10 protein-coding genes are annotated in these 14,403 nt (G+C 53.5%); 3 read left to right on the top strand and 7 right to left on the bottom strand.

The features are described 5' to 3' along the window. Positions 1-5 precede the first annotated feature (5 nt). Together narH and H1D31_RS02770 are read right to left on the bottom strand one after the other, a co-directional pair. Positions 6-1,538 carry a nitrate reductase subunit beta gene (gene narH, locus H1D31_RS02775; protein ID WP_261255810.1) on the bottom strand — a complete coding sequence of 511 codons (1,533 nt, stop codon included), beginning with the start codon at positions 1,536-1,538 and terminating at the stop codon, positions 6-8. A 16-nt stretch (positions 1,539-1,554) separates the two neighbouring features. Further along, positions 1,555-5,277: a nitrate reductase subunit alpha gene (locus tag H1D31_RS02770; protein WP_261255809.1), complete on the bottom strand. Its 3,723-nt coding sequence runs from the start codon at positions 5,275-5,277 to the stop codon at positions 1,555-1,557. Positions 5,278-5,619: 342 nt separating this feature from the next. Between H1D31_RS02770 and H1D31_RS02765 the strand changes: the two genes are divergently transcribed. Then, positions 5,620-7,401 carry an ATP-binding protein gene (locus H1D31_RS02765; RefSeq protein ID WP_261255808.1) on the top strand — a complete coding sequence of 594 codons (1,782 nt, stop codon included), beginning with the start codon at positions 5,620-5,622 and terminating at the stop codon, positions 7,399-7,401. Positions 7,402-7,452: 51 nt separating this feature from the next. Here the strand turns inward: H1D31_RS02765 and H1D31_RS02760 are convergent, their stop codons facing one another. Next, positions 7,453-9,069 (bottom strand): MFS transporter, encoded by a 1,617-nt coding sequence (locus tag H1D31_RS02760; RefSeq protein WP_261255807.1) that lies wholly within the window; start codon positions 9,067-9,069, stop codon positions 7,453-7,455. Positions 9,070-9,392: 323 nt separating this feature from the next. Here H1D31_RS02760 and narL point away from each other — a divergent pair, with 323 nt between their 5' ends. Further along, positions 9,393-10,046: a two-component system response regulator NarL gene (gene narL / locus H1D31_RS02755; RefSeq protein ID WP_065954683.1), complete on the top strand. Its 654-nt coding sequence runs from the start codon at positions 9,393-9,395 to the stop codon at positions 10,044-10,046. After that, positions 10,043-11,263 (top strand): molybdopterin molybdotransferase MoeA, encoded by a 1,221-nt coding sequence (moeA, locus tag H1D31_RS02750; RefSeq protein ID WP_261255806.1) that lies wholly within the window; start codon positions 10,043-10,045, stop codon positions 11,261-11,263. Before narL ends, moeA begins: the two co-directional genes overlap by 4 nt. Before the next feature lie 91 nt (positions 11,264-11,354). On the opposite strand, the gene modC is transcribed toward moeA, so the two are convergent. The 4 genes from modC to moaE are packed head-to-tail and all read right to left on the bottom strand — an operon-like array spanning position 11,355 to position 14,402. Continuing rightward, positions 11,355-12,491: a molybdenum ABC transporter ATP-binding protein gene (modC, locus tag H1D31_RS02745; protein WP_261255805.1), complete on the bottom strand. Its 1,137-nt coding sequence runs from the start codon at positions 12,489-12,491 to the stop codon at positions 11,355-11,357. After that, positions 12,491-13,180, bottom strand: a complete 690-nt coding sequence (gene modB / locus H1D31_RS02740) for a molybdate ABC transporter permease subunit (RefSeq protein WP_008985366.1) — start codon at positions 13,178-13,180, stop codon at positions 12,491-12,493. Before modB ends, modC begins: the two co-directional genes overlap by 1 nt. Beyond that, positions 13,173-13,949, bottom strand: coding sequence for a molybdate ABC transporter substrate-binding protein (modA, locus tag H1D31_RS02735; protein WP_261255804.1), 777 nt, complete (start codon positions 13,947-13,949; stop codon positions 13,173-13,175). The genes modB and modA overlap by 8 nt, the downstream gene beginning before the upstream one ends. A 3-nt stretch (positions 13,950-13,952) precedes the next feature. Continuing rightward, a complete protein-coding gene (gene moaE / locus H1D31_RS02730; protein WP_261255803.1) occupies positions 13,953-14,402 on the bottom strand; it encodes a molybdopterin synthase catalytic subunit MoaE in 450 nt (149 codons plus the stop codon). Position 14,403: the final 1 nt, after the last annotated feature.

The raw sequence follows: 14,403 nt of genomic DNA, 5'->3' as shown, positions 1-14,403 counted from the left end.
CCCCCTTAATCCTTTAGCTCAACCGGAATAACCTGGCGTACACCTTTGGCCTTAGTGCCAAACAGGTTAACGTCGTTATTGCCATCGCCACAGCCATTACCAAAGGTAAAGCCACAGCTGGATTTCAGGTCATAGGCATTTTCGGCATAGGCACGGTGGCTGGTTGGGATCACAAAGCGATCTTCATAATTGGCCAGCGCCATATAGCGATACATTTCTTCTACCTGCAGCGCATTGAGACCCACTTGCTTCAGCACATCCAGATCCTCGACGCCATCAACCTGTTGCGAACGTTTAAAGGCGCGCATCGCAATCATCCGCTCTAGGGCGCGAACTACCGGTGCTTCGTCGCCAGCGGTCAGCATATTGGCCAGGTAACGCAGCGGAATACGCAGCGACTTCAGATCCGGAATTTCGCCATTCATGCCGACATGACCGGCCTGCACTGCGCTTTGGATCGGTGACAGTGGTGGTACATACCAGACCATCGGCAGGGTACGGTACTCAGGGTGCAGTGGCAGCGCCACTTTCCAGTCCATCGCCATCATATACACCGGTGAACGCTGGGCTGCTTTAATCCAGTTATCGCTGATGCCTTCAGCACGCGCCGCAGCAATTACCGCCGGGTCGTTCGGATCGAGGAAGATATCCAGCTGTGCCCGATACAGATCTTTTTCGTTGGCGACACTGGCGGCTGACTCGATGCGGTCGGCATCGTACAGCAGTACGCCTAAGTAGCGGATCCGGCCGACACAGGTTTCCGAACAGGTGGTCGGCTGACCGGCTTCAATCCGTGGGAAGCAGAACGTACATTTTTCGGATTTGCCGGACTTCCAGTTGTAGTAGATTTTTTTGTACGGACAAGCCGAGACACACATCCGCCAGCCGCGGCATTTGTCCTGATCGATCAGCACTATGCCGTCTTCTTCCCGTTTATAGATGGCACCAGACGGGCAGGCCGCCACGCAAGCCGGGTTTAAACAGTGCTCGCACAACCGGGGTAAGTACATCATAAAGGTCTTTTCAAACTGACCGTAGATGTCCTTCTGCACTACTTCGTTGAAGTTATTATCTTTTTTCCGTTTCTCGAACTCGGTGCCGAGGATTTCCTCCCAGTTTGGACCCCATTCGATTTTCTCCATCCGCTGGCCGCTAATCAGCGAACGCGGGCGGGCCACCGGCTGGTGCTTGGTATCACCCACATTATGTAAATGCTGGTAATCGAAATCGAACGGCTCGTAATAGTCGTCAATTTCCGGTAAGTCCGGGTTGGCGAAAATATTTGCCAGGATGCGGCGTTTACCACCGATTTTTAGTTGCAGTTTGCCGTTTTCGCGGACCCAGCCGCCATTCCATTTTTGCTGGTTTTCCCACTCTTTCGGAAAGCCGATACCAGGCTTGGTCTCGACGTTGTTAAACCAGGCATATTCGACCCCTTCACGTGAGGTCCAGACGTTTTTGCAGGTGATGGAGCAAGTGTGGCAACCTATGCACTTGTCTAAATTCAGCACCATGCCAATTTGGGCTCTAACTTTCATCTTACTTACTCCAACCTTATTTAGTATCAAGCCAGTCGACTTTGCTCATCTTGCGCACAATGACAAACTCGTCCCGGTTACAGCCAACGGTACCGTAGTAGTTAAAACCGTAAGCCTGCTGGGCATAACCACCAATCATATGCGTCGGCTTCATCACGGCGCGGGTGACTGAGTTATGGATACCGCCACGGGTACCGGTTAACTCACTGCCGGGCACGTTAACGATCCGCTCCTGGGCGTGATACATCATGCTCATACCTTCTGGTACCCGCTGTGACACCACGGCGCGGGCCGCAATAGCGCCGTTGACGTTAAAGATTTCAATCCAGTCGTTATCTTCAATACCGGCTGCTTTGGCATCAATTTCACTGAGCCAGACAATGGGACCGCCACGCGATAAGGTCAGCATTAACAGGTTGTCAGAGTAAGTACTGTGAATCCCCCACTTCTGATGTGGCGTGATCCAGTTCAGCACAATTTCTTTGTTACCATTCGACTTCTTGTTCAGCACCGGCTGCACTGTTTTCAGGTTAATCGGCGGCTTGTAGCTACACAGCTGCTCACCGAAGTCGCGCATCCACTCATGGTCCTGATAGAACTGCTGACGGCCGGTAATGGTGCGCCAAGGGATCAGTTCATGCACGTTGGTATAGCCAGCGTTGTAAGACACATGCTCATCTTCCAGCCCTGACCAGGTGGGTGAGCTGATGATCTTGCGTGGCTGGGCCACGATGTCATGGAAGCGGATTTTCTCTTCTTCCTTTTTGGTCGCCAGATGGGTATGGTCGCGGCCGGTGATTTTACTCAGTGCGCCCCAGGCTTTTACCGCCACGTGGCCGTTGGTTTCCGGTGCCAGCGTCAGGATCATTTCTGCGGCATCGATAGCGCTATCGATTTTCGCCATACCTTTATTCACGCCGTCAGCGGTATGTACCCGGTTCAGCTTACGCAGAAACTCCACTTCATCCTTGGTATCCCAGCTAATGCCTTTACCGCCGTTACCGATTTTCTCCAGCAGTGGACCCACTGAAGTAAAGCGGGCATAGGTATTAGGGTAGTCGCGTTCTACAATATTAATGTGTGGCATAGTGATGCCCGGAATGGCCTCACATTCCCCTTTCCACCAGGCTTTTACGCCATAAGGCTGTGCCAGCTCGGCAGGCGTATCGTGGTGCATCGGTGTGGTTACAACATCGGTTTCCACGCCTAAGTGACCAACGGCAGCTTTAGAGAACGCCTGAGCGATGCCTTTAAAGATTTCCCAGTCACTGCGGGCTTCCCACACCGGATCAATGGCCGCGGTTAACGGGTGAATAAAAGGATGCATATCCGAGGTATTCATATCGTCTTTTTCATACCAGGTGGCGGTAGGCAGTACGATGTCGGAATACAGACAGGTGGTAGACATGCGGAAATCCAGCGTCACCCACAGATCGACCTTACCTTCAGCCGGCTGATCGGTCCATTCCACATCTTCCGGCTTTTTACCGCCAAAACCGCCTAAATCTTTGCCAAGCAGGCCGTGTTTGGTGCCCAGTAAGTGCCGCAGCATATATTCATGGCCTTTACCGCTGGAACCCAGCAGGTTAGAGCGCCAGATAAACATATTGCGTGGGAAGTTTTGTGGGTTTTCCGGTTGCTCACAGGCAAATTTAATATTGCGCGAGGTTAATTGCTCCACCACATAGTCTTTCAGCTCTTTGCCGGCAGCTTTGGCTGCGGCCGCCAGTTTTAGCGGATTCGTGCCCAGCTGTGGTGCTGAAGGTAACCAGCCCATGCGTTCGGCGCGGCTGTTATAGTCGACAATACTGCCAGACCATTTGTCTTTATTGGCCAGTGGCGAAATGACTTCCGTCATATCCAGCTTTTCGTAACGCCATTGGCTGGAATGATTGTAGAAGAACGAGGTACCGTTCATATGGCGTGGTGGCCGTTGCCAATCCAGCGCAAAGGCCAGTGGGGTCCAGCCGGTTTGTGGCCGTAGTTTTTCCTGACCGACATAGTGCGCCCAGCCGCCGCCACTTTGACCGATACAGCCACACATCATCAGCATATTGATCAGGCCACGGTAGTTCATATCCATGTGGTACCAGTGGTTCAGCGCGGCGCCGACGATGACCATGGAGCGGCCTCGGGTTTTATCGGCATTACGGGCAAACTCACGCGCGACCCGAATCACATCATCCGGCTTCACGCCGGTAATAGCTTCTTGCCAGCCCGGGGTGTAAGGCACGTTATCGGTATAGGATTTCGCCCGGCTTTCATCACCAATACCATTATCCACACCATATTGCGCCAGCATCAGGTCAAATACGGTAGCGACCAGCGCGGTACCGCCACTGGCCAGTTCGACGCGTTTAGCAGGAATTTTGCGCATTTGTACATCAGCATGATCGGTATGCTGGAAGTATTGGTACTCGTGTGGTGCACCACCAAAATACGGGAAGCCAACATCCACCAGCTCGTCGCGGTTGTCTTTTAAACTCAGCTGCAGCTGCAGCTCCAGCTCACCGTCTTTGTCTTTTTGCTCCAGGTTCCATTTGCCGGCCTGGCCCCAACGATAACCAATGGCACCATTCGGGCTGGTCAGGCGACCATCTTTGTTAACAGCAATGGTTTTCCAATCCGGGTTATTGTCTTCACCCAGGTTATTCACCAGATCGGCCGCGCGCAGGAAGCGGCCGGTGGTTAGCACCCCGTTTTGCTCCTCTAACATTACCAACATCGGCATATCGGTAGTACGACGCACGTAGTCAGTAAAGTAAGCACTCGGATTATCAACGTGGAATTCTTTTAAAATCACATGGCCAAAGGCCATGGCCAGGGCAGCATCGGTACCCTGACGCGGTGCTAACCAGGTATCACCAAACTTAGAGGCTTCTGAGTAGTCCGAGGTAATGACACAGGTCTTAGTACCTTTGTAACGGACTTCGGTCAGGAAGTGTGCGTCCGGGGTGCGGGTTTGCGGCACGTTCGAGCCCCAAACGATAATGTAGTTCGAGTTATACCAGTCGGCGGATTCTGGTACGTCGGTTTGCTCGCCCCAAATTTGCGGTGAGGCCGGGGGTAAGTCGCAGTACCAGTCGTAAAAGCTTAAACAGTTACCGCCAATCAGCGACAGATAACGGGCACCGGCGGCGTAGGACACCATCGACATAGCCGGAATAGGCGAGAAACCGGTTACCCGGTCCGGGCCATAGGTTTTAGTGGTGTAAACGTTAGAAGCGGCAATCAGCTCGTTCACCTCATCCCAACTGGCACGGACAAAGCCACCCAAACCGCGGCGTTCTTTGTAGCTTTTGGCTTTTAGTGGATCGCTGACGATTGATTCCCAGGCTTTCACCGGATCTTTATGCTGCACCCGGGCTTCACGCCACAGCTTCATCAGTTGCTGCCGCACTTTCGGATATTTCAGCCGGTTGGCACTGTAGATATACCAGGAATAGCTGGCGCCACGCGGACAGCCACGGGGTTCATGGTTTGGCAGATCCGGACGGGTACGCGGATAGTCGGTTTGCTGGGTTTCCCAGGTGACCAGGCCGTCTTTGACATAGATTTTCCAACTACAAGAGCCGGTACAGTTTACACCGTGCGTGGAACGTACCACCTTATCGTGCTGCCAGCGTTGCCGGTAGCCTTGCTCCCAGGTCCGGTCCTCATTGGTGGTCACCCCGTGGCCATTGGCGAAGGGGGTTTTGCGGGTTCTAAAAAACCGCAGTTTATCTAACAGATGACTCATACTTGACTCCTGGTCCTGTCCTGCATGAACAGAGGTTTTTGCTTTTTCAGTAAGCACACTATAGAAACTACCACTCAATTCTGCTTGATTCAGATCAAGGTTGCCATGCTGCTAAATTGCTGAAAATTAAGAAAAATACCCCAAAGGTGGTAGTGCGCTAATTGGCTAAATGCTTGAAAATGCAGGCCTTGGCTGCAGGCGTCTACTCACTTTGTCTGAAGGTGTACTCTGGCTGGGGAAAAGGGGGTAGCCCAAGTATCCCCGTAGATTTGGTAAGCGGATTTTTCTGCAGGAAAGGCGCTGGCGGGTTAAGCTTAGAACAGACAGTAGTGGGAGTTTCAGATGCGCACCTTTTCAATTGTTACCCGGATCAATATCGCTCTGGCCTGTATCGTGACGTTGGCGTTATCAACGATGATGGTGTCGTATTGGTTGTCGGATAAGGCTGACAGCGATGCGCATGCAGTTAATGTTGCCGGCTCGCTGCGGATGCAAAGCTATCGCCTGGCCTGGTTAACGCTGCAACAGGACGTCACTAAACTGCAAAGAGCCAATGAGCAATTTGCCAGCAGTTGGCAGCATCCCGTTTTTCAGCGTTTTTTGCATCAGCCAGACATTCTGCAAAAATACCAGAGTGCTTTTCAGCACTGGCAACAGTTGGCGCCTGCGCTGGAGTCTGGCGCCGTCCCTCCAGCCGAATTGGAAGCCGGCTTGGCCGAGCAGGTCAGATTGTTGGATGAGCTGGTGCTGGTGATCCAGCAGGATGCAGAGCAAAAGGTTAAGGCATTTCGCTCGGTGCAGGTTATTGCGGTGATGGCCACCATCTTGCTGTCGATCATCGTCATGTATTGGCTGAAGGTGATGGTGGAGGAGCCGTTAAAAGAGTTGATCCGCGGTGCCCGGCGTATTGCGCAGGGCGACTTTACTCACCGTATCACGCCGCAGCATCAGGATGAGCTCGGGATGTTGGCCACCAGCTTTAATAAGATGAATACGGCCATTGGTTATATGTACGGCAATCTGGAAAAGCGGGTGGAAGAGCAAACGGCAGAGCTGACCCAAACCAATACGACCCTGAAATTTCTATATAACACCGCGCAGCGGATCAGCGAACATACCTCAGAGTATCAGGACTTTTCCGAGATCATCAGCCAACTGCGCAGTATTACCGGTCTGGCAGATATCGAGCTCTGTCTGTTTACCGAGCAAGGAAATCAACCTTACCTGCAAATTCATGCCGATAGCCTGGCGGATCCCTGTGCGGCTGAAAACTGTGGCGACTGTTTAACTGAGACATTGAGCCGGCAGCAGTGTCAGGTGCACAACTTTGTGTTGCAGCGGGAGAGACATAAATATGGCGTTCTGGTCGTACGGCTGAACGCCTCAGAGAAGATGTTGTTATGGCAACAACAGCTGGTGATGGCCATTGCCGATCAACTGGCTTTGGCGCTGAGTTTAAAATCAGAAGAGGAGCAGGTGCGGCGGTTGGCGCTGATGCAGGAGCGTACGGTCATAGCGCGCGAGTTACATGATTCACTGGCGCAGGCCTTGTCCTATCTGAAAATTCAGGTGACCCGGCTCAATAAAGCCATTAACAAGGATGACCGTCTGGTGATGCAGGATGTGTCAGCAGAGCTGAAAAGTGGCCTCGATGCCGCTTACCGGCAGTTACGCGAGCTGTTAACCACTTTCCGTCTGAAAGTCGATGGAGCTGGCTTGCTCAGTGCGCTGCAGACCACAGTCAGCCAGTTAAGCGAACAGTCGGGCTTACAGATCCGGTTGGATTATCAGCTGGCGAATGTGCCGCTGGCGCCGCATGAAGAAATTCATTTACTGCAGATTATCCGCGAAGCCAGCCAGAATGCGGTGCACCACAGTCAGGGGCAGAACCTGACCATTAGCCTGCAGCAGGATGGGCAAAAGTATATTTTACTGGCGGTGGAGGATGATGGTGTCGGGATCCCGGATAAAGCCGAAAAACTTAATCATTATGGTTTAGCCATTATTCAGGAACGAAGCAAACATCTGGCCGGGGAGATCAGTATCCGACGCCGGTCAGAGGGCGGCACTGGGGTATACTTCCGCTTCTTACCGGAATACCTGCAGCAACCGAAAACAGCCTGAAAAAAAGCGCAGCCCTGTTGAGGGCTGCGCCTTGCATGCTCGCAGACAAGCTTAAGGGTTATAAAACTCGCCGCTTTTCCGCAGGTAGAAGAACCAGTTTAATACCAGACACAGCGCATAGAAGATGGCAAAGCCGATCATCGCATATTCTGGGGTTGCGGCTTTGATCTGCTCACCAAATACCTGTGGAATATAGAAAGCACCGTAGGCGGCGACGGCAGAGGTCCAGCCCAGCACCGGCCCGGCTTGTTCTTTTGGAAACACCACGGCAATGGTTTTAAAGGTTGATGCATTACCAATGCCGCTGGCGGCGAATAACAGCAGGAAGATCAGGAAGAACGGCATAAAGTACTGCTCTGGTGTTGCCGATTGATAAGCCTGCTGCATAAAGAAGGCGGCACCTAAGGCTGCCAGTACCATCACCACGGCACAGATCTGGGTAACCAGAGCACCACCTAAACGGTCTGAGATCCAACCACCCACCGGCCGGATTAAGGCGCCGATAAAGGGGGCGATCCAGGCATAGGTCAGGGCGCTGGGACCATTCGGATTCGGAGTGTTGTGGGTCATCACGCCATCTACCATCAGGTGGCTGTAGCCAAAGATCACCTGGATCGACAACGGCAGCGCGGCGGCAAAACCGATAAAGGAACCAAAGGTCATAACATACAGAATGCTCATGACCCAGGTGTGCTTATTATTGAAAATCTTATACTGCCGGTCCAGACTGGCACGGATGGCGCCCGGCAATACTTTCAGCGCCAGTACTGTGGCCATTGGCACCAGCACTAATACCAGTTCTTTCGGAATACTAAAGCCGGAGCCATTGGCACTGGCCGGTAGAATCAGCCATAAACCAATTACCGAGGCGATCAAGCCAATGCCATACATCGCCAGCTGAATGGAGAAGGAACCGACGGCGCTCGGTAGCTTAGGTGTTACCTCTTCAGTATTGATGTTATTCATGCCAAACCAGATGGCAAAGGCCAGCGGGATTAACAGCAATAGCCATAAGAAACCACCATTCTGGATCCAGGTTTCACGTCCAGCCGGGATACTCCCAATCAGGGTACCACTGGCCTTTTGCAGGATCATTGGCTCACCGCCACCGACCAGGGTAAAGGCACCAAAGGTCATAAATAGCGGGATCAGGATCTGCATGGTGGTGACACCAAAGTTACCCAGGCCGGCATTCATGCCCAGCGCTAAACCTTGCTGTTTTTTCGGGAAGAAGAAGCTGATATTCGACATTGAAGCGGCAAAGTTACCACCACCGATGCCGGATAATAAGGCCATCAACTGAAACACCCAGAACGGTGTATTGGGATCCTGTAATGCGATGCCGGTGCCAAACGCTGGGATCATCAATAAGCTGGTGGTAAGGAAAATGGTATAGCGCCCACCACAGAGCCGGACAAAGAAGCTGGCAGGAATGCGCAAGGTCGCGCCACTTAAGCCAGCGATTGCTGCCAGGGTAAAGAGCTCCGAGGCGGAATACGGAAACCCAAGATTTAGCATCTGAACACTAATGATGCTCCACATCATCCAGACCGCGAACCCGCAGAGCAGGCTGGGTATAGAGATCCATAGATTGCGGGTAGCGATGCCACGCCCGCTTTGTTGCCAGAAGTTTTCATCTTCCGGTTGCCACCTTTTTAAATCTGACATCAGTTAACTCCTGTTTTTCGGCAGAGTGCTTACTGTTGCAAGTGTGATTGGCGACGGCGACTGACACAATGTGCCTAAGGAGTTAGCCAGGCAGCTGTGCCAGCTTAATGGGGGTACCTCAAAAGTGGTAGTGCGGTGGAAATCAATACAGTTATCTGATTAAAAACAATAATATAGATAGAGTTTTGCCAGGGGCTACTCCACTAGTACCAACCTTGGCTACAGGTGGTAGCCGCCATTAGTATGATGTACATCAAAGTATCAAGCCGTTGGATCTAGGCTAATATGGGTAGAGCCGCAGGGCCGGCAGTCAGGAGCTAGTTATGTCAGAGCAAATTTCCAGCGTAATGCTGGTTGATGATCACCCTTTATTACGCAAAGGCTTAAAGCAGTTGCTGGCGTTGGAAGACGAATTAGAGGTGATAGCGGAAGCCAGTAATGGTCAGGATGCAATTAAACTGGCGGCAGAACTGGATCCGGACCTGATTATTCTTGATCTGAATATGCAAGGTATGGATGGGCTGGAAACCCTGAAGCGGATGCGCGATGAGGGCGTGACGTCACGCATTGTGATGCTGACGGTATCAGATGCCGATGAAGATATTGTCAAAGCCATCAGTAATGGCGCCGATGGCTATTTATTAAAAGATACCGATCCGGAAGTGTTACTGGATCAAATTAAAAAAGCACTGGAAGGTAAGATGGTATTAAGTGAAGCCATTACCCAGGTGCTGGCCACCGCCTTGCGTCGGCCACAGGCGAAAACGCCGGCTGAGCTAAACAGTTTGACCAACCGCGAATATGAGATTTTGCATCTGATTGCCAAAGGTATGAGCAATAAAGTGATTGCCCGCGAACTGAATATCTCTGATGGTACCGTGAAGGTACATGTTAAACATCTGCTGAAAAAGCTGGGCTTGCGCTCACGGGTTGAGGCCGCAGTCTGGATGGTTAACCAGCAGGGCGGCAAGCTATGACAGCAAGCCTTTTGCTGCCGGTGGCGGATGCCCTGGCGCAGATGTTGGCACAGGTCAGCCCCGTCAGTGAGACTGAGCAGGTGCCACTGACGCAGGCGCTGGACCGGGTACTGGCAGAGCCGGTGCTGGCCAGTTTTGATGTGCCGGGCTACGACAACTCAGCGATGGATGGCTATGCGGTGCGGGCGGCTGAGGTCAAAGCCGGGCAAGCGTTAACACTGCAAGGTTCGGCGCTGGCTGGCCATGCCTTTGCTGCTGCGTTAGCGCCACAAAGCTGCGTGCGGATTATGACCGGTGCCGTACTGCCGGCGGGTGCCGATACGGTCATTATGCAGGAGCAGGTACGGCTGCAAGATGGCAAAGTTATCGCAGATTTTGTGCCGAAAGTGGGTGAAAATGTACGGAAAGCTGGCGAAAATCTAAAAAATGGGCAGCAGGTGCTTAGTGCTGGTTGCCGGTTAACCGCGCCACAATTAGGCCTATTGGCGTCGCTGGGTATTGCTAATGTGGCGGTCAGGCGTAAGCTTAAGATTGCCATCTTCTCCACAGGTGATGAACTGGTATTACCGGGACAGCGGTTACCGGAAGGTCATATCTATGACAGCAACCGGGTAGTATTGCGCGCCATGCTGCAACGCCTTGGGGTCGAGGTGTTGGATCTGGGCTTATTGCCCGATCAGCCAGCAGCAATTCGTTCTGCGTTTCAAAGCGCGATGCGCGATGCCGATGTGCTGATTACCAGTGCCGGCGTCTCGGTTGGCGATGCCGACTATACGCGGCAAATGCTGTCTGAACTGGGCCAGGTGAATTTCTGGAAAGTGGCGATTAAACCCGGCAAACCTTTTGCCTTTGGTAAATTGGAAAACTGTTGGTTTTTTGGTTTGCCCGGTAATCCGGTGGCGGCTGTGGTGACGCTGGATCAACTGGTTCAGCCGGTGCTGCTAAAGCTGGCCGGTGCTGCCGTCTCGCCGGCCAACCAACTCACAGCAGTGACGACTGTGACCTTAAAAAAACAGCCAGGTCGCGCGGATTATCAGCGTGGTTACTATTGGGCCACTGCCGAGGGGCTGTTCGTAAAAACCTTGGGTAGCCAAAGCTCAGGTATGCTGAGCTCCATCGCCAATGCCAATTGCTATATCGTGCTGCCGCAAGACAGCGGCAGTGTTGCCAGCGGTGAAGCCGTAACCATTCAGCCCTTTGGTCAGTTGTTACAGTAGATCCAATCTGGCATTAGTGCACAGCTGCGCTAAGCTTTAAAGCGTTTTAGTCAGTAAGCCGTTTTAGTGGCGTCGCCGCTGTTTAATCCAGTTAATCCAGTGCGACGGCTTTAATCTGCGCATAGAGCGCCTGGCCAGGCGTTAAGGCCAGCCGCTGTGCCGATTGCCGGGTTAGTAGCGCTTGCAGCGGCTGACCCGCCACCTCAAGCTGCACTAGAACTTCTGCCGGGTGCGCAGCAGCCTGAATAGCGATGATCCTGACGGCCAGCTGATTAGTGACCGAGCTGTCTGCCAGTGGCTTAAGGCTTAAGGCGACATCGCGTGCCAGGATCCGCAGCCGGTAACTGCCGTTCGCAGTCGGCGAGCTAACAGGCGCAGGCACTTGCAGTAATTGGCCACCCACAATGAGCTGTAGCATAAAGTGCTGACAGCTCTGATAGACTGCCGTTAATACCGACATGGCACCACAGGCGGCGAACTCCGGCTGCAGCAGTTGCTGTGCCAGCGGGCCACGGCTGATTACCCGCCCATCCTGCAGTAACAGCAAGTGATCGGCCAGTTTTACCACATCTTCTAATTGATGACTTACCAGTAGCATCGGCATCTTCAGCTCACGGGCCACTTTTTGTAAAAAAGGTAAGATTTCCTGCCGGCTTTGCTGGTCCAGCGACGCCAGCGGTTCATCCAACAGCAGCAGCTGCGGCTGGCTGAGTAAGGCCCGCCCCAATGCTACCCGCTGCCGCTGGCCGCCGGAGAGTTGGCCTGGCGTTTGCGTCAGCAATGGGGCTAATTCCAGTAAGTCGATAACATCAGCCGGCGGCAGCTGCACTCGCAGGCGGCTGGCTCGCCGCTGATAGCCAAACAGCAGGTTTTGCTGCACATTTAAATGCGGCAGCAAACTGCTTTCCTGAAACACCATGCCAATCCGCCTTTGATGCACTGGCATAAAGGTGTCTGCGGTTTGCCAGGGCCGCTCAGCAAAATGGATCCGGGCTGTCGGGTGGCGATCCAGCCCGGCGATTGCGCGCAGCAGCGTGGTTTTACCGCAGCCGGAGCGGCCAAATAGCGCAGTGACGCCTTGCAGCGGGATCTGCTCATGCAGCTGTAGACTAAAGTTCTGCTGCTGCACCGTCAAATCGACAGTCAGCATGCCGGCATCTTGCTTGCTTAGCGCCTTGGCAGGCGCGGCTGAGGCAGGGGAACACCAGCGCGTTGGCCAGAACGACATCACAGGCTTACCTCGCGTTCCAGGCGGCGGTTCAGGCCATAGACAATAAACAGCACTACAAAGGCGGTGACTAACAGACCGAGTGATAACTGGTGGGCCTGGCTGTAGTTCATCGCTTCGGTATGATCGTAAATTAACACCGATAACACCTGGGTTTCGCCGGGAATACTGCCGCCGAGCATCAGGATCACGCCAAATTCGCCCAGCGTATGGGCAAAGGTCAGGGTCGCAGCAACGACAAAGCCGCCGCGGCAAAGTGGCAGTACCACATTAAAAAACTGATCCCATTGATTGGCACCCAGAGTAGCGGCAACCTCCAGTGGTCGTTGTCCCATGCGGCGAAACGCTTCCAACAGTGGCTGCACTGTAAAAGGCAGGGAGTAAATCACTGAGCCAATTAAAATACCGCTAAAACTAAAGGCCAGATGGCGCAGCCCTAGAGCTTCCAGCGTGCTGCCGATAGCGCCGTGCGGCCCCAGTAATAGCAACAGATAAAAGCCCAGTACCGTTGGTGGCAGCACCAACGGCAAGGCAACCAGAGCCTGAATAGCCGTGCGCCAGCGGCTTTGTGCCTGTGCCAGCCAGAACGCCAACGGCGTGCCGATAAGCAGTAAGATCAGCGTGGTATAAAAACACAGTTTTAGGGTGACCTGAATGGCCAGCCAGTCCTCAGGTGCCAGGTTAAGCATCGCCAGGCTCCGTTGTAGTGCTGAGCCCGGGTTGTTCAAAACCATACTGCTGCAGGATAGCCAGTACCGCGGCGCTTTGCATAAAGGCGACAAAGTGCCAGGCGCTGGTTTTGGCCTCACCAGTGCGGGTGATGGTGTAAGCCTGGGTCAGGGGTTGATGCAACTCTGCCGGGATCAGCTGATAGCCATGCTGGGCCAGCTCGGGAAACTTCGCCAGCGATAAAGCAATAATGGCGACCTCTGCGCCGCCGCTTTGTGCCAGCTGCGCGGTTTGCGCAATATTTTCGCCATAAACTAATTTGGCTTGCAGCGTCTGCCAAACGCCGGCGGCGATTAATGCCTCCTGAGCACGCTGACCATAAGGGGCATGGCTGGGCTGGGCAATCGCCAATCGGCGTAGCGCTAGTTGTGGCAGCTCGGTTAAGCTGATGCCGCTCATATTCTGGCGTGGACTCCACAGCACAATCCGCCCCTGGGCATAAAGTTGCGGCGCCAGTACGGCCAGCCCTTCCTGATACAATTGCTGCGGAAACTGGATATCGGCAGAGAAGAACACATCATAGGGTGCGCCATGGCGGATCTGGGTGGTCATCTTGCCACTGGAGCCATAAATCACCCGGATCTCTGTCTGCGGCTGTTGTTGGCGATACAGGCTTAAGATCTCGTCCAGTGCATAACGCAGATCGGAGGCGGCGGCTATGGTCAGCCGTTCACTGGCATAAAGTGGCAAGGCGAAACACAAACAAAGCAAGCACAGGACTTTTAACATCGGTTACTCCCAACGCTGTAATGCGGCTTGATCGCTGACTTTCGCCGCAACCCAGTATTCGCCGCTGGACGTGTGTTCTTTTTTCCAGAACGGTGCGCGGTTTTTCAGGTAATCCATGATAAATTCGCCAGCCGCAAAGCCGGCGGCCCGATGCGCACTGGCGACGCCGACAAACACGATTTGCTCGTTGGGTAACAGGGTACCGATCCGATGGATAATGCTGACCGCGCCCAGTTGCCAGCGCTGCTGCGCCTCTATTGCGATCTGGGTTAACGCCTGTTCGGTCATGCCCGGATAATGTTCCAGTGTCATGCCAAGCAGCTCTGCCTCTGCCAACTCCCTTACCAGACCCGTAAAAGTGACGACGGCGCCACAGCGGACATCCTGTCGCAGCAGTTCGTATTCACGGCTTAGCGAAAAATCCTGCTGTTGTACTTTAATCCGCAGCGTCATG

The sequence above is a fragment of the Alishewanella sp. BS5-314 genome (assembly GCF_025377695.1).
GTDB classification, from domain to species: Bacteria; Pseudomonadota; Gammaproteobacteria; order Enterobacterales; family Alteromonadaceae; genus Alishewanella; species Alishewanella aestuarii.
The sequence above is the reverse complement of the archived record's forward strand: the minus strand, read 5'-3'. Positions and strand labels throughout refer to the sequence as shown.